Origin of the sequence: Maridesulfovibrio sp., assembly GCF_963678865.1 — a bacterium.
GTDB lineage: Bacteria > Desulfobacterota > Desulfovibrionia > Desulfovibrionales > Desulfovibrionaceae > Maridesulfovibrio.
Map to the genome: position 1 here is coordinate 1,882,748 of NZ_OY787459.1, position 20,187 is coordinate 1,902,934.

The following is a 20,187-nucleotide window of genomic DNA, read 5'->3' on the forward strand; positions in this document are numbered from 1 at the left end:
AGTAAAAATTTTCACTTGCCTTGGCAAAGGCCTATTAAAAGTTTTTGGGATTCTTAAACCCTTTTTTCAAAAAGGGTTTAAGGCCCCCGGCAGGGTCGCCGAAGGCATAAAAAAGGAGCTTGTCATGGAAGAATTAATGATGAGAGACCCGGCAGTAGCGGCTGCGATCGGACAGGAAGTAACCCGCCAGATGACCAAGCTTGAACTCATCGCTTCGGAGAACTTTACCTCCACAGCGGTACGTCAGGCCATGGGCAGTGTAATGACCCACAAATACGCTGAAGGTTACCCCGGCAAGCGTTACTACGGCGGCTGCGAATTCGTTGACCTCGCGGAAGATCTCGCCCGTGACCGTGCAAAAGAAATTTTCGGCTGCGAATACGTTAACGTACAGCCCCACTCCGGTTCCCAGGCAAACATGGCTGTCTACTTCGCAGCCCTCAAGCCCGGCGACACTGTCCTCGGCATGGACCTCTCCCACGGCGGCCACCTGACCCACGGTTCCCCGGTAAACTTCTCCGGTAAGCTCTTTGACATCAAATTCTACGGTGTCGACCCCGAGACCAAGACCATCAACTACGACAATGTTCTTAAGATTGCCAAAGAGTGCAAACCCAAGATGATCATTGCAGGTGCATCAGCATACCCCCGTATCATCGACTTTGCCCGCTTCCGCCAGATCGCTGACGAAGTAGGCGCTGTACTCATGGTGGACATGGCCCACATCGCCGGTCTCATCGCAGCAGGCGTTCATCCCTCCTGCATCGAGCACGCCCACTACACCACTACCACCACCCACAAGACCCTTCGCGGTCCCAGAGGCGGTATGATCCTCTCCACCGAGGAACACGGCAAGGCACTTAACTCCAACATTTTTCCCGGTATTCAGGGCGGCCCGCTCATGCACGTTATAGCTGCTAAAGCTGTTGCTTTCGGCGAAGCGCTCAGGCCCTCTTATGTTGAATACCAGAAGCAGGTTGTAGCCAACGCTCAGGCTCTGGCCAAGAACCTTATGGACGCAGGTTTCGACCTCGTATCCGGCGGTACTGACAACCACCTGATGATGCTGGACCTGACCAACAAGGACATCACCGGTAAAGACGCCGAGCATGCTCTTGACGAAGCAGGCATCACTGTCAATAAAAACACCATCCCCTTTGAAACCCGTTCCCCGTTTGTTACCTCCGGTGTACGTATCGGTACCCCGGCCCTGACCACCCGCGGAATGAAAGAAGAAGAAATGGTAAAAGTCGCAGGCTGGATCAACGCCGCCATCGACTCCATCGGCAACGACACCAAGCTGAAGCAGATCAGCAAAGAAGTTGCCGAGTTCGCAAAAGAATACCCGCTCTTCGCATACTAGGATCACGAGATTTGCCAAGCAAAGCGGCAAGGCCTGATAAAAGGGTTTAAGCCGCCGGAGGCAAACTCTTGAATCAAAAGCGCGAAGCGCAACATAATACCAATAAAAACGGGCCCGAATATTCGGGTCCGTTTTCTCAGCTTCAAAGAGGGGAGCAATTTCATGGATAACAGAATGCCTTGGCCGGACTATTTTATGCGCATAGCACACCTTGTCGCAGAGCGTTCCACCTGCACCCGCCGCAAAGTCGGTGCTGTGGCAGTTCTGGATAAACGCATCCTTGCCACCGGCTACAACGGACCGCCGTCCGGTACCGCCCATTGCAAAGATGTAGGCTGTATCCGTGAGACTCTCGGAGTTCCTTCCGGTGAGCGCCATGAACTTTGCCGGGGACTTCATGCGGAGCAAAACGTCATCATCCAAGGCGCAACACATGGCGTATCTCTAAAAGGCGCAGAAATTTACTGCACCACCCAGCCCTGCCTGATCTGCACTAAAATGCTGATCAACACCGGGGTCAGTGCAATCTACTATTCCGAAAGCTACCCGGACGAACTTTCAGAACAGATGCTCAAAGAAGCCGGAGTTGAATTTGCTCTTCTTCAATTCGACAATTAGTCCCGAAGAAAAGTTCATGGCCCGTGCTGTGGAACTTGCCATGCGCGGTCGTAACCGGACCGCACCTAATCCGACAGTCGGAGCGGTAATGGTTCATGACGGGCAAATTGTGGCGGAAGGCTACCACCGTTTCTGCGGAGGGCTGCATGCCGAGAGGGAATGCATTGCCGATGCTAAATCCAGAAATGTGGATATGAGCAAATGCACGATGTTCGTTACCCTTGAACCATGCAACCATCACGGTAAAACCCCACCCTGTACCGAAGGCATCCTTGAAGCGGGCATCCCGCACATTGTGGTCGGCACCCGCGACCCCAATCCCAAGGCAGCCGGGGGCATTGAATATCTAGAATCCAAGGGCGTAAAGGTGGATCAGGGTGTGCTTGAAGAGCAGTGCAAAGATTTAATTTCCGATTTCCTGTGCTGGCAGTTCAAGGACCGTGCTTACTCCATCCTAAAGCTGGCCTGCACCATCGACGGCAAAATAGCCGGTGCCACCGGAGCGCAGGAAGCGGTATCATGCCCGGAATCTTTTCAGGATGTGCAGAGGCTGCGCTCCATGGTCGGAGCGGTTATTGTCGGCGGCAATACCCTGCGCGAAGACAACCCCAGCCTCAATTGCAGACTTGATCCGCTGCCGGAAGGATTCAGCCAGCCTAAAGCCGTGGTGGTTACCAATCACCTCCCGCAAAACCACGATGAGCTTACTTTGACCACTGCCCGCGCAGAAGAGACAATTTTCTGGACCAGTAAAAGACAGGCCGACTCAAAAACAGCCACTGAACTGAAAAACAAGGGAATTGAAGTTGTAGCCCTTCCCTGCTGTGAAAAAGGTCTTATATTTGAGAACGGATTCAAAATGCTGCGCCGGGAGCACGGCATCCTGCGCACTCTGTGCGAAGGCGGCGGCAAACTGGCCTGCTCCATGACGGAGCAGGGGTTGGTTGATGAATTTGTCATGTATCAGGCCCCTCGCATTCTGGGTAATGCGCTGGGCAGGCCGAATTTCGCAGGCTCCGGCAATACACTCATCAGTGAAGCCACGGACCTGCGGGTAAGCCGCGTAGAACAGAGTGGCCGTGACTTAAAAATAGTTTTCAAACCCGAAGGACAATAGCATGTTCACCGGACTGATTCAGGGAAAAGGACGCATTGAAAACGCCGAAAACCGGGGAAACGAAACCCGCTTCAAGGTAAGTGCGCCCAAGATTAAAGATTACGAAAAAGGCGAATCAATCGCCATCAACGGCGTCTGCCTTACAGTTGAAACGTACAGTGACAGCTGGTTCACCTGCTACGCCAGTAAGGAATCCATGTCGGTGACCAACCTCGGCAATCTCAAGCGCGGATCAATGATCAACTATGAGCGCGCACTGGCCATGGGTGACCGTCTGGGGGGACATATTGTTTCCGGCCATGTGGATTGCCTCGGTACTGTGGATTCCGTACGTCCCGCAGGTGAATCCAAAATTTACCGCATCAAGTTTCCCGAAGAACACGGTAAATATGTCGTCACCAAAGGGTCCGTTGCGTTGGACGGCATCAGTCTGACGGTCAATGATTGCGGTTCTGACTACCTCGAAGTAAACATCATCCCGGAAACTCAGGAAGAGACCACAATCTCGCTCTGGACTCCGGGATATGCCGTAAACATTGAGACTGACGTAATCGGCAAGTACGTGGAACGCATGGTCGCGCCTTGGACCGGACAAAAAGCTGCAGAAAAGCCGCAGAGCAAGCTTACTATGGACTTTTTACGCGAAAATGGATTTTAAAAATCCCCCGGCATAACCGCCCGAGACTTTTACGAATCCAACATACTGATATAAAAGAATAAAAAAACATATTTCACCCTTTGTGCATTTTGATGTATGAAGACAGACCTGTTTGCTTAAGTAGACAGCGATTTTTAAAAACCCCTCCGCATGTCGGAACACGAGGATAACGAATATGCCTTTCTGCACTATTGAAGAAGCAATTGAGGACCTCCGCGAAGGTAAAATGGTCATCATGGTTGATGATGAAGACCGTGAAAACGAAGGTGATCTTGTCTGCGCCGCAGAAAAAGTGACCCCTGAAATCATCAATTTCATGGCAACTCACGGCAGGGGGCTTATCTGCCTCGCCATGTCCGGTGAAATGGTAGACCACCTGAAGCTGCCGCTCATGGCCCAGTCCAACGGTTCCCAGTTCGGAACCAACTTCACTGTTTCCATTGAAGCACGTGAAGGTGTAACCACCGGTATTTCAGCTGCCGACCGCGCCACCACCATCCTTGCTGCCGTTAAGGACGGTGCCGAACCAGAGGATATTGTTTCCCCCGGCCACATTTTTCCGCTGCGCGCCAAAGACGGCGGTGTGCTGGTCCGTGCTGGACAGACTGAAGGCAGCGTTGACCTCGCCCGCCTTGCAGGCCTCAAACCTGCAGGTGTAATCTGCGAAATAATGAAGGATGACGGCACCATGGCCCGCCTTCCCGACCTTAAAGAATACGCCAAAGAGCACAACCTTAAAATCTGCTCCACTGAAGCCCTGATCAAATACCGCATGAAATTCGGCAGCCACACCGTTACCCGTGAGGCTGATGCAGAACTTCCTACCCGTTGGGGGGATTTCAAGGCTTCCGCTTTCCATTCCAGCGAAGACAACCGCACCCATATCGCCCTGATCATGGGCGATGTAAAACCCGGCGAACCTGTGCTGGTCCGCGTTCACTCAGAATGTTTGACCGGTGATGTTTTCGGTTCCCAGCGCTGCGACTGCGGTGATCAGTTGGCTTCCGCCATGTGCATGATCCGCAACGAAGGAAAAGGCGTGCTGCTCTACATGCGTCAGGAAGGCCGCGGTATCGGTCTCGGCAACAAGATCAAAGCCTATCACCTTCAGGACCTCGGTTGTGACACTGTTGAAGCCAACGAAAGACTCGGTTTCAAACCCGACCTCCGTGAATACGGAACCGGTGCCCAGATTCTGGTACAGCTCGGTATCACCAAAATGCGCCTCATGACCAACAACCCGAAAAAGATTGTCGGTCTTGAAGGTTACGGTCTCGAAGTTACCGAACGCGTACCCATTGAGATGGACGCCTGTGAAATGAACTTCGATTACCTGAAAACCAAAAAAGACAAGATGGGCCACATGCTGGATCATCTCGAAGATAAAAAATAAAAAGGGAGAAGCTCCATGCCTCATATCAAAACCATAGAAGGTCAGCTCGATTCCAAGGGTCTGAAAATCGCACTCGTAGCCGGACGTTTCAATGATATCATCGTTGACAGACTGGTAGGCGGAGCTGTTGATTACCTTGCCCGCCACGGCTGTGACAAGGACAACATGACCCTGATCAAAGTACCCGGTGCTTTTGAAATCCCCGTGGTAACCAAAAAACTTGCTGAATCCGGCAAATATGACGGTATCGTGGTTCTCGGTGCTGTTATCCGCGGTGCGACTCCCCACTTCGACTATGTCTGCAACGAGTGCGCCAAAGGCGTAGCTCAGGTCAGCTTGGACAACGGACTGCCCATCGGTTTCGGGCTGCTTACCTGTGACACCATTGATCAGGCTGTTGAACGTGCCGGCTCCAAAGCAGGTAACAAAGGCGTTGAAGCAGCTTCCGCAATGCTGGAAACTGTCCGCGTTCTGGAACAGATTTAACTGAAGCATAAATAATCAGGCTGATTCTTCGGAACAGGCCTTGATTATTAAACATAATTTGAAGGCATACGGTCTCCGGCCCGCAGTTTGGAGACCGTATGCCTGTTGTGTTGTTTAAATAACAATTTAGATGTATCTTGCGTTGCACGGCACTTACGCCCGCAACCTCAGGATAGTGATGCAGATGTCCCAGACTAAAGGTTTAAGAAGAAAAGGCCGCGTACTTGCTTTTCAGGTGCTTTACGGCCTGAGTTTTGTCCCCCCTCATGGAGGATGGACATGTGAACGTATATACAACCAGAGCCCTGCAGTAATCAGAGAAACCGAAGAAGACCTGATCCTCTTCGCCCGTGAACTGCTGATCGGAATCTGGAAAGCACAGGAAGAACTTGACGAAGTTATCGGTCGGTATTCCAAACACTGGAAAATCGAAAGAATTGCAAAAGTGGAACTGGCCATACTCAGACTCGCTGTATACGAACTGATCCACAAACCTGACATCCCGCTCAAGGTGGGTATCAATGAAGGTATTGAGCTGGCTAAAAAGTTCGGAGACGGCAATTCCCGCAACTTCATCAACGGCATCCTAGACGCTGTTGCCCGTGACATCGACACCGGCAAGTTCAAGGTTGAGAAGAATTTTTAATTGCATTCGGCGACCCCTGCCGGGGAGGCCTTAAACCCTTTTTGCAAAAAGGGTTTAAGAATCCCAAAAACTTATCAGGGCTTCGCCGCTTTGTATGAATAAATCGTTGTAAACAATTAGGGATTCCAAAGGGACTTAGCTCCTTTGGCCGCCGGCGGCGAAATCAGTTTGTCAAAAGCGCGATGGCGCCTCTGGTCCAGCTCCCGACAGGGCCGCCGGAGGCATAATCCCATATCAAAAGGATTTTCATAATGGGTTTTGGGAAATACGAACCGGAATTAATTGAAAACAAGTGGCAGAAGGAATGGACTGAAAAAGGAGCTTTCAATGTGGAAGCCGACGAGTCCCGCCCCAAATACTACGTGCTGGAAATGTTTCCCTACCCTTCCGGGAAAATCCACATGGGGCATGTGCGCAACTACTCCATCGGTGATGTTGTCGCCCGTTACAAACGCATGAAAGGTTTCAACGTGCTCCACCCCATGGGCTGGGATGCATTCGGACTGCCCGCAGAAAACGCGGCCATCAAGAACAACACCCACCCTGCCGAGTGGACCTACGCCAATATTGATGACATGCGAACCCAGCTCAAACGTTTGGGCTATTCCTACGACTGGCGCCGCGAACTGGCTACCTGCCACCCCGGCTACTACAAGTGGGAACAGCAGTTTTTTTTGAAATTTCTCGAAAAAGGGCTGATCTACCGCAAAAAGTCTCCGGTCAACTGGTGTGAAACCTGCCATACCGTTCTGGCTAACGAACAGGTTGAAGAAGGACTCTGCTGGCGTTGCGATACCGAAGTTGTGCAAAAAGAACTTTCACAGTGGTTCATGCGCATCACCGATTACGCAGAAGAACTGCTCGAAAGCCTGAACGAACTTGAAGGCGGCTGGCCTGAGCGCGTAATCACCATGCAGCGCAACTGGATCGGTAAATCCATCGGTGCGGAACTCGACTTTGAAGTTGAAAACTCCGAAGAAACCATCAGCGTTTTCACAACCCGGCCGGATACCCTTTTCGGTGCAACTTTCATGTCTCTGGCAGCCGAGCATCCCATGGTGGAGAAGCTCATCGAAGGCAAGCCCGAAGCAGAAAAAGTCCGCGAATTCGTGCACAAGGTTTCCAACATGGACCGCATCGTACGCGGTGCGGATGACCTTGAAAAAGAAGGTGTCTTCACCGGCGCATACTGCATCAACCCGCTCAACGGCCTGAAAATGCCTATCTACGTGGCGAACTTCGTCCTCATGGGCTACGGTACCGGCGCAGTAATGGCGGTTCCTGCACACGATCAGCGCGACTTTGAATTCGCCAAAAAATATGATCTGCCCCTGCAGGTGGTCATCCAGCCCGAAGGAGAAACCCTCAAGGTTGAAGATCTGGAAGAAGCATACTCCGCCCCCGGCGTACTGACCAATTCCGGTGAATTCGACAACATGCCCAATGAAGATGCCAAGGGCGCAATCGTTGAATTCCTCGGCAAGTCCGGCAAGGGCAAGAAATCCATCAACTACCGCCTGCGCGACTGGAACATTTCCCGTCAGCGTTTCTGGGGCTCCCCAATTCCGGTAATCTATTGTGACGATTGCGGAATCGTTCCTGTGCCCGAACAGGACCTGCCTGTTGTTCTGCCCGAAGATGCGGTCATGAACGAAGATGGCCGCTCTCCGCTGCCGGATATGGAAAGCTTTCATAACGTGACCTGTCCTAAATGCGGTAAGGCTGCAAAGCGTGAAACAGACACCATGGATACCTTTGTGGAATCTTCATGGTATTTCATGCGCTACACAGATTCCCGCAAGGCAGACGCTCCCTTTGACAGCAACTCCCTTGAATACTGGACCCCCGTTGACCAGTACATCGGCGGAATCGAACACGCCATTCTGCACCTGCTCTACGCAAGATTCTTTACTAAAATCCTGCGCGACGAAGGTTACACCCAGCTCAGCGAACCGTTCAAGAACCTGCTCACTCAGGGCATGGTCCTCAAGGACGGCGCCAAGATGTCCAAATCCAAGGGCAACGTGGTCGACCCCAACGCCATGATTAACAAGTACGGTGCGGACGCCACCAGACTGTTCATCCTCTTTGCCTCCCCGCCTGAAAAAGACCTTGAATGGTCTGATCAGGGTCTGGAAGGAGCGCACCGCTTCCTGAACAGAATATGGAGACTGGCAGAAGAGTTTGAAGGCAAGCTCAGCGCTGTCGGCGCATGTGCTAAACCCTCAATGGAACTCTCTTCCGAAGCCAAGAAGCTGCGGCTCAAGGAACACGAAACCGTCAAACGCGCCAGCCGTGACATGGAAAATAAATTCCAGTTCAACACTGTCATCGCTGCCACCATGGAGCTCGTCAACGAGATCTATTCGCTCAAAGACGAACTCATGAAGAGTGAAGACGGACGATTCGCGCTTTCTTCCGCATACAGCACCGTGCTTACCGTGCTTTCTCCCATTGCCCCGCACATCTGCGAAGAACTCTGGGCTGCAATGGGCTACAACGGTTACATAGCTGAAGTTGCATGGCCTGAGCACGACGAGACCGCACTGGTAACCGACGAAATCCTGATCATCATTCAGGTCAACGGCAAAATGCGCGGCAAACTCTCTGTGCCTGCTGCCGCTTCAAAAGAAGAAATTGAAAAAACAGCACTTGCCCACGAGAACGTGACTAAACACACTGATGGCAAAACCATCAGGAAAGTTATCGTTGTTCCCGGCAAGCTGATTAATATTGTTGCAAATTAGCCCTTCGGGGACCAGAGAGGGAAACTTTTAGAAAAAGTTTCCCTCTCTGGACTCTCCCTTCAAAACTTTTTAACGGGCTTCGCGTCTCGAGGAGTTAGAGCTGTGGTTATTATGAATTCTGTAAAAAAGCTGATCCTGCTGCTGTGTGTTGTTTTTGCTGTCTCTGCCTGCGGCTACCACAACTCTGCCACCGAGCCGAACAGGGTCGGAGAGCAATTCCGCGAAGTCGCCATCGCCAAGGTGGAAAACCCCACTCTTGAACGCTGGCTGGAACCCAAAATACGCTCTATGCTACGTGATGAAATCACTCGCCGGGGACAGCTCGTATGGACAGACAAGTCCAAAGCGGAAGCACTTATCAATATCAGAATTCTGGGACTCTCCGACGGCAGCCGCATCCTCGGTGACCAAGATGTGACCCTGAAATACGATATGACCCTCAAAGTGCAGATGAAGATCATCAGCGCATCCGACGGTTCCCTGATCTGGAATTCCGGGCCGATGAGCGTTACCGAATCCTACTACACTGGAGAGGAAGACGCGACCCAGCAGTTGGTAACCAAACTCATGGTCCGCCGTCTGGTAGACCGGATGAATCAGGCTTACTAAGGAATTTTTAAGAGAGCTTCCGGTATCCCTGACGGGGACCTCTACCCCTTTTGCAAAAAGGGTTTAAGAATCCCAAAACCTTTTTTTATGCTTCGCATTTCTTGCACACAGGCCTGCTTTAATATGTAATGCGGCGCAGCCCTACTAAAAGTTTTTGAAGAGTCCAGAGAAACTTTTTCCAAAAAGTTTCTTTGTCCCCCGGAGGGCCGCCGGAGGTCGACTAAGCACTTTTTTCAAATTAAAGGTACAAATGTCCAGACCCGGATACATGTTTCTCATCTGCCCAGACGCGGAACTGCTGCACGCCAACATTGCCGAGCTGCAGGAAAAGCACGGGGCCACGGATTACGAGAAAAAAGCTTACTGGGCGGACGAAGACCTGCCTCCTCAATTCTGGGACGACCTGACTCTGCAGACCCTTTTCGGAGCAAGCAAAGTAATTATCCTGCGCCGGGCACACAAGCTTAAGGCTGCAGTATGGGACAATATCGATAAAACTATCGCTTCACTATCAAGCTCGTCTTTTCTCTTTATCTGCCTTGAAAGCCAGTGGAAAAGCAAAACGCCCCCCATCCCGGCAGTGCTGAAAAAACGCAAATGCTGGAAATTCGCTGAAAAACAGAAATGGTTCTGGAAGTCCGCTGGGCTGGACCAGAAATCAATCTCCGGTTTTGTGGGCAAATGGGCCAGGACCAACGGCCTGCACATCGACAGCCCGGTGCTGAATGCTCTTTCGCAAGCCTTACCAAAAGATGCTCGCGCAGCACGCTTGGAGCTGGACAAGCTGGATCTGGCAGCAGGTCCGGACCGCAGGATTCTCATGGAACATGTGGGGCTTATCGCCCATTCCGAAGAAATGGACTTCTTTGCCTTCATGCGCTCCATGTCAGAAGGAGGCGACCCGGTGGAAATCTGGCGCCGGGTGCTGACCAACCACAGCGAAAAAGATTCCATGATCTTCATGCTCACCGCATCGCTGACTCGTGAGGCCCGGGCCTTATGGATGATGATACACGGCGAAGAATCGGAAGTGCGTCTGCCTCCTTTCGTTAAAAAGCAGAAACAAGCCCTTGCACAACGCCTTGGCCCGGTCCGCATTGCCAGACTTTTTGATATTGTCATGGAAGCGGAGATAGGTATCAAGACCGGGCAACGTAAACCTGAGCAGGCGCTTGAATTGCTGGTGGCTTCCCTTACTTCCCTGTTTGCTCCCCCTCAACGCAGACGCTAGCGTCCCTTTTTTATTTTCACACCCTGCTAAAAATAGCTTTTTTACACCTTTTTTGGTTTTTTAAGCCTGTTTTACATCATTTAGCATGTTAAACAGGTTGATTTGCACCTGCATCCGGTTTATCCATTCAAAAGTAAACCCGTCCGCAGGGTCTCATACTTTTTGTCGAATCTGGCCCGTGTCGGAACTGTACTACTTGCCAAAGCATACTTACTATTTATTATGAACGATAAACCTCATTACCACGGCCACCGCCAGCGGTTGAAAGAAAAACTCGGCAAAGACTCAACAAGCCTTGCCGATTATGAAATTCTGGAACTGCTTCTAGGGCAGGTGCTGCCGAGACGCGATACCAAACCGGTTGCCAAAGAATTACTGGTTGAATTCGGCAGTCTGGGCGGGGTATTCAGGGCGCCGGACGAACAATTGAAAAGGTTCAAGGGAATCGGGCCGGGGGTTTTGATATTTTTTACGCTTATGCGTGAATTTTGGACCAGAATTGCCGAGGAACCCATGAACGGTAAAGACCCAATCTCTTCTCCGGAAGCTGTCTACGAGGCAGCCATGGCCCGGATCGGCAATTTGGCTAAAGAAGAATTCTGGATTGCACTGGTCAACAACCGCAACAAAGTGATATGCTGGGATAGGCTGTCGGAAGGCACTGTGGATAAGACCGCAGTATATCCGCGAGAGATTGTGGCACTGGCTTTGCGCCACAACGCCAGCGGAGTGATTCTGACCCATAACCATCCCGGCGGGGACCCGTCTCCATCTCCTGAAGACACGGAGAGGACTATGGAAATAGCCGCCCTCTGTCAGGACATGGAAATACGTCTGCTGGACCACGTGATAGTAACAGCAGACAGGTTCCACAGCTTCAAGGAAGCAGGATATTTGTAGTTCACCTCAAATCGGAAGGAGGGTCCTATGATCAGAAGCTATCATTGTGTTGTAACCGGCAAGGTGCAGGGAGTGTTCTTTCGTGCATGGATCAACGATCAGGCTGCCGCTCTGAGCCTCAACGGCTGGGTACGCAATCTCGACCAAGGCAAGCTGGAAGTGCTGCTGCAGGGAGATGAGACAAAAGTCGCTGCGATGAGAACCCGGCTGCTGGTCGGCCCACCCCTTTCGCAGGTTACAGACGTAAAGTGTGAATGGATGGATTACGATACCGAGCACAAGGGATTTGAAATCCGTTAGTTGCGCAGCCCCGGAATCAAGCTGTATGCATTCCGGTAAAATCATATCCCGGTAACGGGCGAAACCCCGGATCGGATATGACAAATTGACTGATAAGCTCTCCGGCCCCGCCAATACGGTTTGGGGTCGGAGATTTAATGCTTTATTATACTGTAAAAACAACCATTTCTGAAACAAGGACATTGCGTTGAAGAAAAAAAAATCACCCATCAAACCGCTCAAACTGAACAAGAAAGATAAATCCGAAGTTCAAAAAAAAGCGAGACAGAAATCCACATCGGATGCAGGCAACGATCAGGGCTTGAACAAACCCCCGGTTTCTCCGCTGAATGTGCTCCATGATGCAGCAGACCTGCTGGATGACGCAGGCAATATTCCCGATGAAGCATATGTGGATATTCCCACCACCCTTCCGGTGCTGGCTGTGAGGGATATTGTTGTCTTCAACTATATGATCCTTCCGCTTTTTGTAGGCCGTGAAAAATCCGTCAATGCAGTGGAAGCGGCCATGACCGGCAACCGCTACGTAATGGTCCTGACCCAGAAAGACGAGAGCGTAGAAAGCCCGGAACATGAGGATCTTTACCTCACCGGAACCGTGTGCATGATCATGCGCATGCTCAAAATGCCAGACGGACGTCTGAAAGTACTCGTACAGGGTGTATCTCGGGCCAGGGTAAAAAGATTCATAGGTTCAGAACCTTTTCATGTTGCTGAAATTGAAGCTATTCCCGAAGCTGAAACAGGAGAGCTGGACGCCACACAGGAAGCACTTGTCCGTTCCTCTCGGGAACAGAGTGAAAAAATCCTGACCTTACGCGGTATTTCCTCCACCGACATTATGAGCGTACTCAACAGCGTCAACGAACCGGGCCGTTTAGCGGACCTGATCGCCTCCAACCTGCGCATGAAAGTTGAAATTGCTCAGTCTATCCTTGAATGCGGAGAACCTGTTGAGCGGCTGACACTTGTCAACACCCAGCTCACGCAGGAAGTGGAAGTGGCTTCCATGCAGAATAAAATCCAGTCCATGGCCAAAGAAGGCATGGATAAAGCCCAAAAAGATTTCTACCTGCGCGAACAGCTCAAGGCCATTAAAAAGGAACTCGGCGAATCCACTGACGAAGCTGAGGAAGCTGAAGAAATCCGTGCAGCCATAGCCAAGGCAAAAATGCCCAGGGAAGTACACAAGGAAGCTGAAAAGCAACTCCGCCGCCTTGAAGCCATGCATCCGGAAGCATCAGAGGCCACGGTCATCCGAACCTATCTGGACTGGATGATTGAGCTTCCATGGGCCAAGCAATCCCGTGACCGTCTCGACATCATTGAAGCCAAAAAAATTCTCGATGAAGACCATTACGATCTTGAAAAAGTAAAGGAACGCATCCTTGAATACCTGAGCGTACGCAAGCTGAACCCGTCTATGAAAGGTCCCATCCTCTGCTTTGTGGGCCCTCCGGGGGTCGGTAAAACTTCTCTGGGACGTTCCATTGCGCGCAGCCTGAAACGTAAATTCCACCGTATGTCTCTTGGCGGGATGCGTGACGAGGCCGAGATCCGCGGACACCGCCGGACCTACATCGGGTCCATGCCCGGACGCATCATTCAGGGTATCAAACAGTGCGGAACCCGCAACCCGGTGATCATGCTCGATGAAATCGACAAACTCGGTTCAGATTTTCGCGGTGACCCTTCCTCCGCACTGTTGGAGGTACTTGATCCGGAGCAGAACAACTCCTTCACCGACCATTATCTGAACGTGCCTTACGACCTTTCAAAAGTTATGTTCATCTGCACTGCTAACGTGCTGGATTCCATTCCCCGTCCGCTCTTGGACCGTATGGAAGTTATCCGCATCCCCGGATACACCGAACATGACAAGGTTAATATTGCGCGCCGCTACATCGTTGGACGTCAATGCAAGGAAAACGGACTCAAAGAAAATGAAATGATCATGGCAGATGAAATTATCGCCAAGATCATCAAGGAATACACCCGTGAAGCAGGTCTGCGTAACCTCGAACGCGAAGTAGGCTCTGTCTGCCGCAAACTGGCCCGCAAGAAAGCAGAAGGCGAAAAAGGACCCTTTGAAGTTACAGCCGACAATCTGCACAAATACCTCGGTATTCCCAAACATCTTGAAGATGAGAAGGAAAATGAACTTCCCGCAGGTGTCGCGCTCGGTCTTGCATGGACCCCGGTAGGAGGTTGCGTGCTGCATGTGGAAGTCTCGGCCATGCCGGGTAAAGGCAAACAGCTGCTCACCGGACAACTCGGCGATGTGATGAAGGAATCCGCACAGGCAGCAGTCTCCTTCGCCCGCCAGCATGCTGACGAATACGGCATCGATTCCAACTTTTACGAAGAGCTGGACCTGCACATCCACGTACCAGACGGAGCAACTCCCAAGGATGGACCGTCCGCCGGTGTGACTCTGGTCACCGCACTGGTTTCCGCACTGACCGGAATCCCGGCTGACCCGGAGCTGGCCATGACTGGGGAAATATCCCTGCGCGGTCGTGTTCTTCCTGTTGGCGGCATCAAGGAAAAGATTCTCGCTGCCGTATCCCTAGGCATGAAACGGGTGCTGATTCCCTCGCAAAACCGGAAAGATCTTGAAGATATTCCCGAAGAACTTCTGAAAAATATTGAGATCACCCCCATCGAACGTATCGATGAAATATGGCCTATTGCCAAAACTAAATAAAAATTATCTCCGGCGGACGGGGAAGGGGAAACTCATACATGAGTTTTCCCTTCCCCATACCTCATCCCTTACGGAACCTTTTAATCCGTTTCGCTATGGCGAGTTGAAACAAATCAGCAGGAAGCGGATTTAGCCAGAGCCTGATAATTAAAGCTACTTAAGGTTGCATCCGAGCTAGAAGAATCAAACTGAGGTAAGTCTCTAAGGGAGTACCGGTATCCCAGCCGGAGGCATTGCCCCTCCTGACAATTTGGGCTATGCAATTTTTCGCAACATATATTTCAAAGCACGGAGTAAATATAAATGCCTATTTTCGAATATAAATGCGCTGACTGCGGCAAGGAATTCGAGGAGCTGGTTTTCAACCGCGACGAATGTCCTCCCTGCCCGGAATGTAAATCCGAGAAAACCGAAAAACTCATGTCCGCCTGTAAGTTCAAAACCGGCGGCGGAGCTCCTGACATGGGTGATTTCGGAAGTGCACCTGCTCCATCTTCTTCCAGCAGCAGTGGCTGTGCCGGATGCTCCGGCGGCGACTGTTCTTCCTGCGGAAGTTAGCAAGCTGTCCGCAAAAAATTCAGAGCCATGAATTTAGCGGACGCAACACCGGATCAATATAAATTTCAAACATAACGGCGGAATAATGAGAAAAATAACCATTGCAACACGCGGCAGCAAACTTGCCCTCTGGCAGGCTAACCATATTTCTGATCTTCTGCGTGAAGAGTATCCCGGAATCGATGTTCAACTGCTTAAAATCAAAACCAAAGGCGACAAGATTCTGGACGTTCCGCTGGCCAAAGTGGGCGGCAAGGGCCTCTTTGTAAAAGAGATTGAAGAAGCACTGCTTGATGAACGCGCCGATCTGGCTGTACACAGCATGAAGGATGTTCCCACCGAACTTCCCGATGGTCTTGAAGTAGGCGTAATTCCCCCGCGTGAAGCAGAGACAGACACCCTGCTTTCCGTAAAATATGATTCGCTCAAAGACCTGCCTGCCGGTGCTGTGGTAGGAACAAGCAGCCTGCGCCGCCAGTCTCAGATTTTAGCCCTGCGTGACGATCTTAAAATCGAATCTCTGCGCGGAAACCTCGACACACGCGTACACAAGCTGCTCGACGGCGAATTCGACGCCATTGTTGTTGCCACCGCCGGACTGAACAGGCTCAAACTTTCCGCACCCAAAAGCGAAATTCTGGGTCCTCCGACCTTCCTGCCTGCTGTGGCACAGGGAGCGCTGGGCATTGAGTACCGCATTGAAGACACAGAAATTCAGGACATCTTGAGATTCATCCACGATGAAACCACTGCCCGTCAGGTACGTGCTGAGCGCGGTTTCCTTACCGGACTGGACGGGGGATGTCAGGTCCCCATCGCCGCATGGTCCCAGCTTGAAGGTGATCAGGTCAAATTGACCGGATTTGTTGCCGACATTGACGGTTCCAGCCCCATCCGCATGGAAAAATCCGGTCCTGCGGAAGATGCATGGAACATCGGTCTTGCCCTTGCGGACGAAGTGCTTGCAGCCGGAGCCAAGGAAATTTTAGACCGCGTTTATGATAAATGCTGATCCGGCTATACTAAAAGAGTTCCGGCAAATTCCGGGAGTAGGCAAATCCATTGCCATGGACCTCTGGAATCTGGGCTACCGTTCCCTTGATGAACTCAGGGATGAAAACCCGGATGACATGTACTCACGACTTGAAAAGCTGGCAGGATGCCATGTGGACCGTTGCATGCTCTATGTTTTCAGGTGTGCGGTTTATTATGCAAGCAATGATAACCGGGACCCTGAACTGGAAAAATGGTGGAACTGGAAAGACTGATCAAAATCACAGATTGAAAATCAAGCCCGGAACATGTGCATGTTCCGGGCTTTTTTTAATATATTTTTTATATATTATGACTATAAAGTTCCTCTCATTCTGTCCGATAAGAGTTATAAACAGGAATCATGTTCTTTAAAAACATCATTTATAACTTCCAAGGACGGAGGTATACAATGTCAAACGGACCCGAACTCAATAAGGTGTCACAGGTTCCTCCTGTAAGGGATGAAGATCTTGCGAACTCCATGAAGAATCTGCAGAAGAAGAGACTGCAGAGGAAGGCATACGCGGACCCGGATATGCACCGCGAGCTGGTGAAGATTATTTCCTCACCAGTATACAATGCCAACGCAGAGCTGATTCAGGCTGTAACAAGCAGCCGAGGTTCAGCCTAGAAAAATTTCACATACGGAAATCGCCAATTCCTCCTCATAAAATAAAAGGCGCAGGTTTGCGACAACCTGCGCCTTTTATATTTACCAAATTCAGAGAAATTATAAAATCCGTAACCGGGCAACGCCCTCCTCGTGTGCCTCAACCTGCCCGATATGTACGGCAAGATCTCCCGCTTCAAGCAGCATATCCGTGGCCTGCTGCAACTTTTCTGCAGGAACGGCCAGCACCAGCCCGCCGGAAGTCTGGGCGTCAAAAACAAGATCGGTTTTAATGATGTCAGCATCCGGCGCCGCATGGACCTGTGAGCTGCAATATTTACGGTTGGCAAAACTACCCGCGGGGATCATCCCCATTGATGCCAGCTCGACCACATCATCCATGAACGGAACCTTATCAAGCCACAATTCTACAGCCACGTTTGAAGCATCAGCCATTTCCAGCACATGCCCGCCCAATCCGAATCCGGTTACGTCTGTGGCACCTTTCAAGCCCAGATCGCGAATAACTTTTCCGCCTGCGCTGTTCAATTTGGAGGCCCATTTGTAGACGTCTTTTTCAAACCGTTCAGCGCCGTCCCAATCGGCCTTTAAAGCTGTAGCCAACACTCCGGTCCCCAGCGGCTTGGTCAGCAGCAGTTGGTCACCTTCCCGCAAGCCTTTATTGGAAGCAAATCCGTCAGGATCGACTATCCCGGTAACAGAGAGTCCGTATTTAATCTCATCGTCTTCCACACTGTGTCCGCCTGCGAGCACAGCTCCGGCTTCACGGATTTTATTCATACCGCCCTTTAGAATTTCCCGCAGAATCTCCGGTCCCATTTCTTTCATAGGATAGCAGACGATATTCATAGCGGTCCAAGCTTCACCGCCCATTGAATATACATCAGAGAGGGAGTTTGCAGCAGCAATCTGACCGAACCAATAGGGATTATTGACCACCGGAGTAAAAAAATCCAAGGTCTGGACAAGGGCTTTGCCCGCAGGAAAAGAGACAATGGCGGAATCCTCGTTCCCGCCCAGTCCAGTAAGAAGGCGCTCATCCTCCACGGCCAAGCCGCACAAAACCTGCTCCAGGTCCCCCGGAGCGATCTTGGCTGCTCAACCGGCAGCTTTTACTGTCTTTACCAATTCTTTAGGCATTTTTATCCCTTGGTGCGCTTTGCGCTTTTGATGAAATATTTTGCTGCAGGAGTCATCATCCTCCTGCGTCTACCCCGGCATCGTCAAACGTTGCCATATCGTTATAAATATTCGCGGCGGCACGCAGCATGAACATGGACAGAGCTGCACCTGAGCCTTCACCCAGCCGCATATCCAGATGCAAAAGCGGCCTGCGCCCAAGGGCCTTGATCACTTTCGCGTAGCCCGGTTCAGCCGAAGCATGGCTGAGCACGCAATAACCGCCCACAGCAGGACAGATTTTAACTGCTGCTGCATAGGCTGCAGTGGAAATAAAGCCATCAATACAAACCATCTGCCTGTTTTTGGCCCCACCGAGAATCAACCCGACAAGGGCAGCTATCTCATAGCCCCCCAGTGCGCTTAGTATAGCAAAAGGATCAGCAGAACGCACTGTTTTCGCATTAACAGCCAGAGCCCGGCGAATTACTTCTATTTTACGGAGCACGCCCTCGGGATCTATACCTCCTCCCGGCCCGGTTATATCGGCGGGATCAAGATCAAAATAAGCACAATAAAGAGCGGTGGAAGGAGTGGTATTGGAAACGCCCATCTCTCCTGTACCAAGGACTTTTATACCTTGTGCGTGAGCCTCGTCGGCTAGGTCCAGACCGAGGGCCAACGCCCGCAGGCAGCAATCTTCGTCCATGGCCGGGCCTTTGGAAATGTTAGCAGTACCACAGGCTATCCTGCGCTGAATCAGGTTCGGATGTTCTGGGAAAGGGCCGCCCTTGCACCCGGCATCCACAACAACCAGTTCCACGCCGGAAGTCCGGGCCAAGACATTAATCCCGGCTCCTCCGGTCAAAAAATTCTCCACCATCTGACGGGTCACTTCCTGAGGGAAATAGCTGACATCTTCCTCATTAACCCCATGATCACCGGCAATAGTGTAGATGCGGGCCGGATCAGCCTGCGGAGCTTTACCGCCGGAAGCCATAAACATTTTCACTGCAAGATCTTCCAGCCTACCGAGACTGCCCAGCGGCTTGGTCAGGTTATCAAGATGAGCGCGGGCCTGTTTTTCAAGAGAAAAATCCACGGGCTGCACAGCGCTTACTATTCGCTGTAAATCTTCTGCGGAAAAATTATTCACATCCATTACCTCATATTAGCTGCCCTGCCGTATTGAGAAACCATAAACGGGTATGCTAAAGTTTGTCCCGAAATGAAGAAAAAATGTATATTACACGCCAATTGTCAGGGCGAACCCATTCAAGAACTGCTTCTGCTAAGCGATGAGTTCTCTGCGGAGTATCAAATTCACAGCTTTACCAACTATACACGGGAGTTTATCCCGGATAGCCTGCTGACCGATTGCGACCTATTTCTGTTCCAGACACTCAACGAAAAATGGGGAGAACTCGCTTCAGCAAAGCTCTGCGGCAGGCTGAAAAAAAATACCCGCTCAATAGCCATCCCCAACATGCTCTTCAAACACTACTGGCCGCTGTGGTCCGCTGCTCCCGGCTTTGACTACCGAGACACATTTCTGGATTCACTGCTTGATAGGGATCTGAGCGAGTCCCAGATCATGCACCTTTTCATTAATACCAGACTGACCAATATTTATGATTTCAAGGAAATCATGGACAGATCAGAGCAGTTGGAAAGAGACAAGGAAAGCCTTACCCCGGTCCGTTACGTGGACTGGATAATGGAAAACTACAGGAAAAAACCTCTTTTCAACACCATCAACCATCCGCGCAGGGAACTTCTCATCCTGACCGTAAACACCCTGCTTGAAGAACTTGGTATGACCCGGTTGAATGATAAGGCACTGAACGGATTTTCAGATCCCTTTACGGATTTTGAACAACCCATCCACCCCCAGGTCGCAGAATATCTCGGCCTTGAATTCGGCGGCCCGGAACACCGCTATCACGTTTACGGGGCAGAACTGACCTTTGAAGAGTACGCCACGCGCTACATCAAATGCCGCAAAAACAACATTGAAGACTTCATAACATTTCTCATGGCCGCAGCAAGGATGGGCCAATCCTGACCGG

20 protein-coding genes are annotated in these 20,187 nt (G+C 51.1%); 18 read left to right on the top strand and 2 right to left on the bottom strand.

The window, feature by feature from the left end; all coding sequences use genetic code 11:
• Nucleotides 1-124 precede the first annotated feature (124 nt).
• The 17 genes from glyA to ACKU41_RS08780 all read left to right on the top strand — a co-directional run bounded on the left by glyA (nt 125) and on the right by ACKU41_RS08780 (nt 16,999).
• Entirely contained in the window at nt 125-1,363 is a 1,239-nt protein-coding gene (gene glyA / locus ACKU41_RS08700) for a serine hydroxymethyltransferase (RefSeq protein ID WP_321405050.1), read from the top strand.
• 162 nt (nt 1,364-1,525) lie between these two features.
• Complete coding sequence (locus tag ACKU41_RS08705) at nt 1,526-1,981, top strand: cytidine/deoxycytidylate deaminase family protein (protein WP_321405051.1); 456 nt, start codon at nt 1,526-1,528, stop codon at nt 1,979-1,981.
• A complete protein-coding gene (ribD, locus tag ACKU41_RS08710; protein WP_321405052.1) occupies nt 1,956-3,098 on the top strand; it encodes a bifunctional diaminohydroxyphosphoribosylaminopyrimidine deaminase/5-amino-6-(5-phosphoribosylamino)uracil reductase RibD in 1,143 nt (380 codons plus the stop codon). The genes ACKU41_RS08705 and ribD overlap by 26 nt, the downstream gene beginning before the upstream one ends.
• 1 nt (nt 3,099) lies before the next feature.
• Nucleotides 3,100-3,756 (top strand): riboflavin synthase, encoded by a 657-nt coding sequence (locus ACKU41_RS08715; protein ID WP_321405053.1) that lies wholly within the window; start codon nt 3,100-3,102, stop codon nt 3,754-3,756.
• A gap of 175 nt (nt 3,757-3,931) precedes the next feature.
• Nucleotides 3,932-5,149, top strand: a complete 1,218-nt coding sequence (locus ACKU41_RS08720; RefSeq protein WP_321405054.1) for a bifunctional 3,4-dihydroxy-2-butanone-4-phosphate synthase/GTP cyclohydrolase II — start codon at nt 3,932-3,934, stop codon at nt 5,147-5,149.
• A 15-nt stretch (nt 5,150-5,164) separates the two neighbouring features.
• Nucleotides 5,165-5,635, top strand: coding sequence for a 6,7-dimethyl-8-ribityllumazine synthase (gene ribE / locus ACKU41_RS08725; RefSeq protein WP_321405055.1), 471 nt, complete (start codon nt 5,165-5,167; stop codon nt 5,633-5,635).
• Nucleotides 5,636-5,813: 178 nt separating this feature from the next.
• Nucleotides 5,814-6,281, top strand: a complete 468-nt coding sequence (gene nusB / locus ACKU41_RS08730) for a transcription antitermination factor NusB (protein WP_321405252.1) — start codon at nt 5,814-5,816, stop codon at nt 6,279-6,281.
• Between the two features lie 251 nt (nt 6,282-6,532).
• Entirely contained in the window at nt 6,533-9,028 is a 2,496-nt protein-coding gene (gene leuS, locus ACKU41_RS08735) for a leucine--tRNA ligase (protein ID WP_321405056.1), read from the top strand.
• Between the two features lie 111 nt (nt 9,029-9,139).
• Nucleotides 9,140-9,637: an LPS assembly lipoprotein LptE gene (gene lptE, locus ACKU41_RS08740; protein ID WP_321405253.1), complete on the top strand. Its 498-nt coding sequence runs from the start codon at nt 9,140-9,142 to the stop codon at nt 9,635-9,637.
• A gap of 250 nt (nt 9,638-9,887) precedes the next feature.
• Nucleotides 9,888-10,868: a DNA polymerase III subunit delta gene (gene holA, locus ACKU41_RS08745; RefSeq protein WP_321405057.1), complete on the top strand. Its 981-nt coding sequence runs from the start codon at nt 9,888-9,890 to the stop codon at nt 10,866-10,868.
• Nucleotides 10,869-11,090: 222 nt separating this feature from the next.
• Nucleotides 11,091-11,768, top strand: a complete 678-nt coding sequence (radC, locus tag ACKU41_RS08750) for a DNA repair protein RadC (protein ID WP_321405058.1) — start codon at nt 11,091-11,093, stop codon at nt 11,766-11,768.
• A gap of 27 nt (nt 11,769-11,795) precedes the next feature.
• Entirely contained in the window at nt 11,796-12,068 is a 273-nt protein-coding gene (locus ACKU41_RS08755; protein ID WP_321405059.1) for an acylphosphatase, read from the top strand.
• Nucleotides 12,069-12,255: 187 nt separating this feature from the next.
• Nucleotides 12,256-14,775, top strand: coding sequence for an endopeptidase La (gene lon, locus ACKU41_RS08760; protein ID WP_407944425.1), 2,520 nt, complete (start codon nt 12,256-12,258; stop codon nt 14,773-14,775).
• A gap of 303 nt (nt 14,776-15,078) precedes the next feature.
• Nucleotides 15,079-15,333 (top strand): zinc ribbon domain-containing protein, encoded by a 255-nt coding sequence (locus ACKU41_RS08765; protein ID WP_321405060.1) that lies wholly within the window; start codon nt 15,079-15,081, stop codon nt 15,331-15,333.
• An 85-nt stretch (nt 15,334-15,418) separates the two neighbouring features.
• The gene (gene hemC / locus ACKU41_RS08770; protein WP_321405061.1) at nt 15,419-16,345 is read left to right on the top strand and encodes a hydroxymethylbilane synthase; all 927 of its coding nucleotides are present in this window, start codon (nt 15,419-15,421) and stop codon (nt 16,343-16,345) included.
• Nucleotides 16,332-16,601: a helix-hairpin-helix domain-containing protein gene (locus tag ACKU41_RS08775; RefSeq protein ID WP_321405062.1), complete on the top strand. Its 270-nt coding sequence runs from the start codon at nt 16,332-16,334 to the stop codon at nt 16,599-16,601. The genes hemC and ACKU41_RS08775 overlap by 14 nt, the downstream gene beginning before the upstream one ends.
• A gap of 176 nt (nt 16,602-16,777) precedes the next feature.
• Nucleotides 16,778-16,999 carry a hypothetical protein gene (locus ACKU41_RS08780; protein WP_321405063.1) on the top strand — a complete coding sequence of 74 codons (222 nt, stop codon included), beginning with the start codon at nt 16,778-16,780 and terminating at the stop codon, nt 16,997-16,999.
• A gap of 99 nt (nt 17,000-17,098) precedes the next feature.
• On the opposite strand, the gene selD is transcribed toward ACKU41_RS08780, so the two are convergent.
• Both selD and cobT read right to left on the bottom strand, forming a co-directional pair.
• Nucleotides 17,099-18,139, bottom strand: a complete 1,041-nt coding sequence (gene selD, locus ACKU41_RS08785) for a selenide, water dikinase SelD (protein WP_321405064.1) — start codon at nt 18,137-18,139, stop codon at nt 17,099-17,101.
• 55 nt (nt 18,140-18,194) lie between these two features.
• Entirely contained in the window at nt 18,195-19,274 is a 1,080-nt protein-coding gene (gene cobT / locus ACKU41_RS08790; RefSeq protein ID WP_321405065.1) for a nicotinate-nucleotide--dimethylbenzimidazole phosphoribosyltransferase, read from the bottom strand.
• Nucleotides 19,275-19,346: 72 nt separating this feature from the next.
• On the opposite strand from cobT, the gene ACKU41_RS08795 reads away from it, so the two are divergent.
• On the top strand, nt 19,347-20,183 hold the full coding sequence (locus ACKU41_RS08795; protein ID WP_321405066.1) for a WcbI family polysaccharide biosynthesis putative acetyltransferase: 837 nt from the start codon (nt 19,347-19,349) through the stop codon (nt 20,181-20,183).
• Nucleotides 20,184-20,187 lie beyond the last annotated feature (4 nt).

Coding starts and splice junctions, on each gene's coding strand:
- glyA (WP_321405050.1), top strand. CDS start 125: ATGGAAGAATTAATGATGAGAGACCCGGCAGTAGCGGCTGCGATCGGA.
- ACKU41_RS08705 (WP_321405051.1), top strand. CDS start 1,526: ATGGATAACAGAATGCCTTGGCCGGACTATTTTATGCGCATAGCACAC.
- ACKU41_RS08715 (WP_321405053.1), top strand. CDS start 3,100: ATGTTCACCGGACTGATTCAGGGAAAAGGACGCATTGAAAACGCCGAA.
- ACKU41_RS08720 (WP_321405054.1), top strand. CDS start 3,932: ATGCCTTTCTGCACTATTGAAGAAGCAATTGAGGACCTCCGCGAAGGT.
- ribE (WP_321405055.1), top strand. CDS start 5,165: ATGCCTCATATCAAAACCATAGAAGGTCAGCTCGATTCCAAGGGTCTG.
- nusB (WP_321405252.1), top strand. CDS start 5,814: ATGCAGATGTCCCAGACTAAAGGTTTAAGAAGAAAAGGCCGCGTACTT.
- leuS (WP_321405056.1), top strand. CDS start 6,533: ATGGGTTTTGGGAAATACGAACCGGAATTAATTGAAAACAAGTGGCAG.
- lptE (WP_321405253.1), top strand. CDS start 9,140: ATGAATTCTGTAAAAAAGCTGATCCTGCTGCTGTGTGTTGTTTTTGCT.
- holA (WP_321405057.1), top strand. CDS start 9,888: ATGTCCAGACCCGGATACATGTTTCTCATCTGCCCAGACGCGGAACTG.
- radC (WP_321405058.1), top strand. CDS start 11,091: ATGAACGATAAACCTCATTACCACGGCCACCGCCAGCGGTTGAAAGAA.
- ACKU41_RS08755 (WP_321405059.1), top strand. CDS start 11,796: ATGATCAGAAGCTATCATTGTGTTGTAACCGGCAAGGTGCAGGGAGTG.
- ACKU41_RS08765 (WP_321405060.1), top strand. CDS start 15,079: ATGCCTATTTTCGAATATAAATGCGCTGACTGCGGCAAGGAATTCGAG.
- hemC (WP_321405061.1), top strand. CDS start 15,419: ATGAGAAAAATAACCATTGCAACACGCGGCAGCAAACTTGCCCTCTGG.
- ACKU41_RS08775 (WP_321405062.1), top strand. CDS start 16,332: ATGATAAATGCTGATCCGGCTATACTAAAAGAGTTCCGGCAAATTCCG.
- ACKU41_RS08780 (WP_321405063.1), top strand. CDS start 16,778: ATGTCAAACGGACCCGAACTCAATAAGGTGTCACAGGTTCCTCCTGTA.
- ACKU41_RS08795 (WP_321405066.1), top strand. CDS start 19,347: ATGAAGAAAAAATGTATATTACACGCCAATTGTCAGGGCGAACCCATT.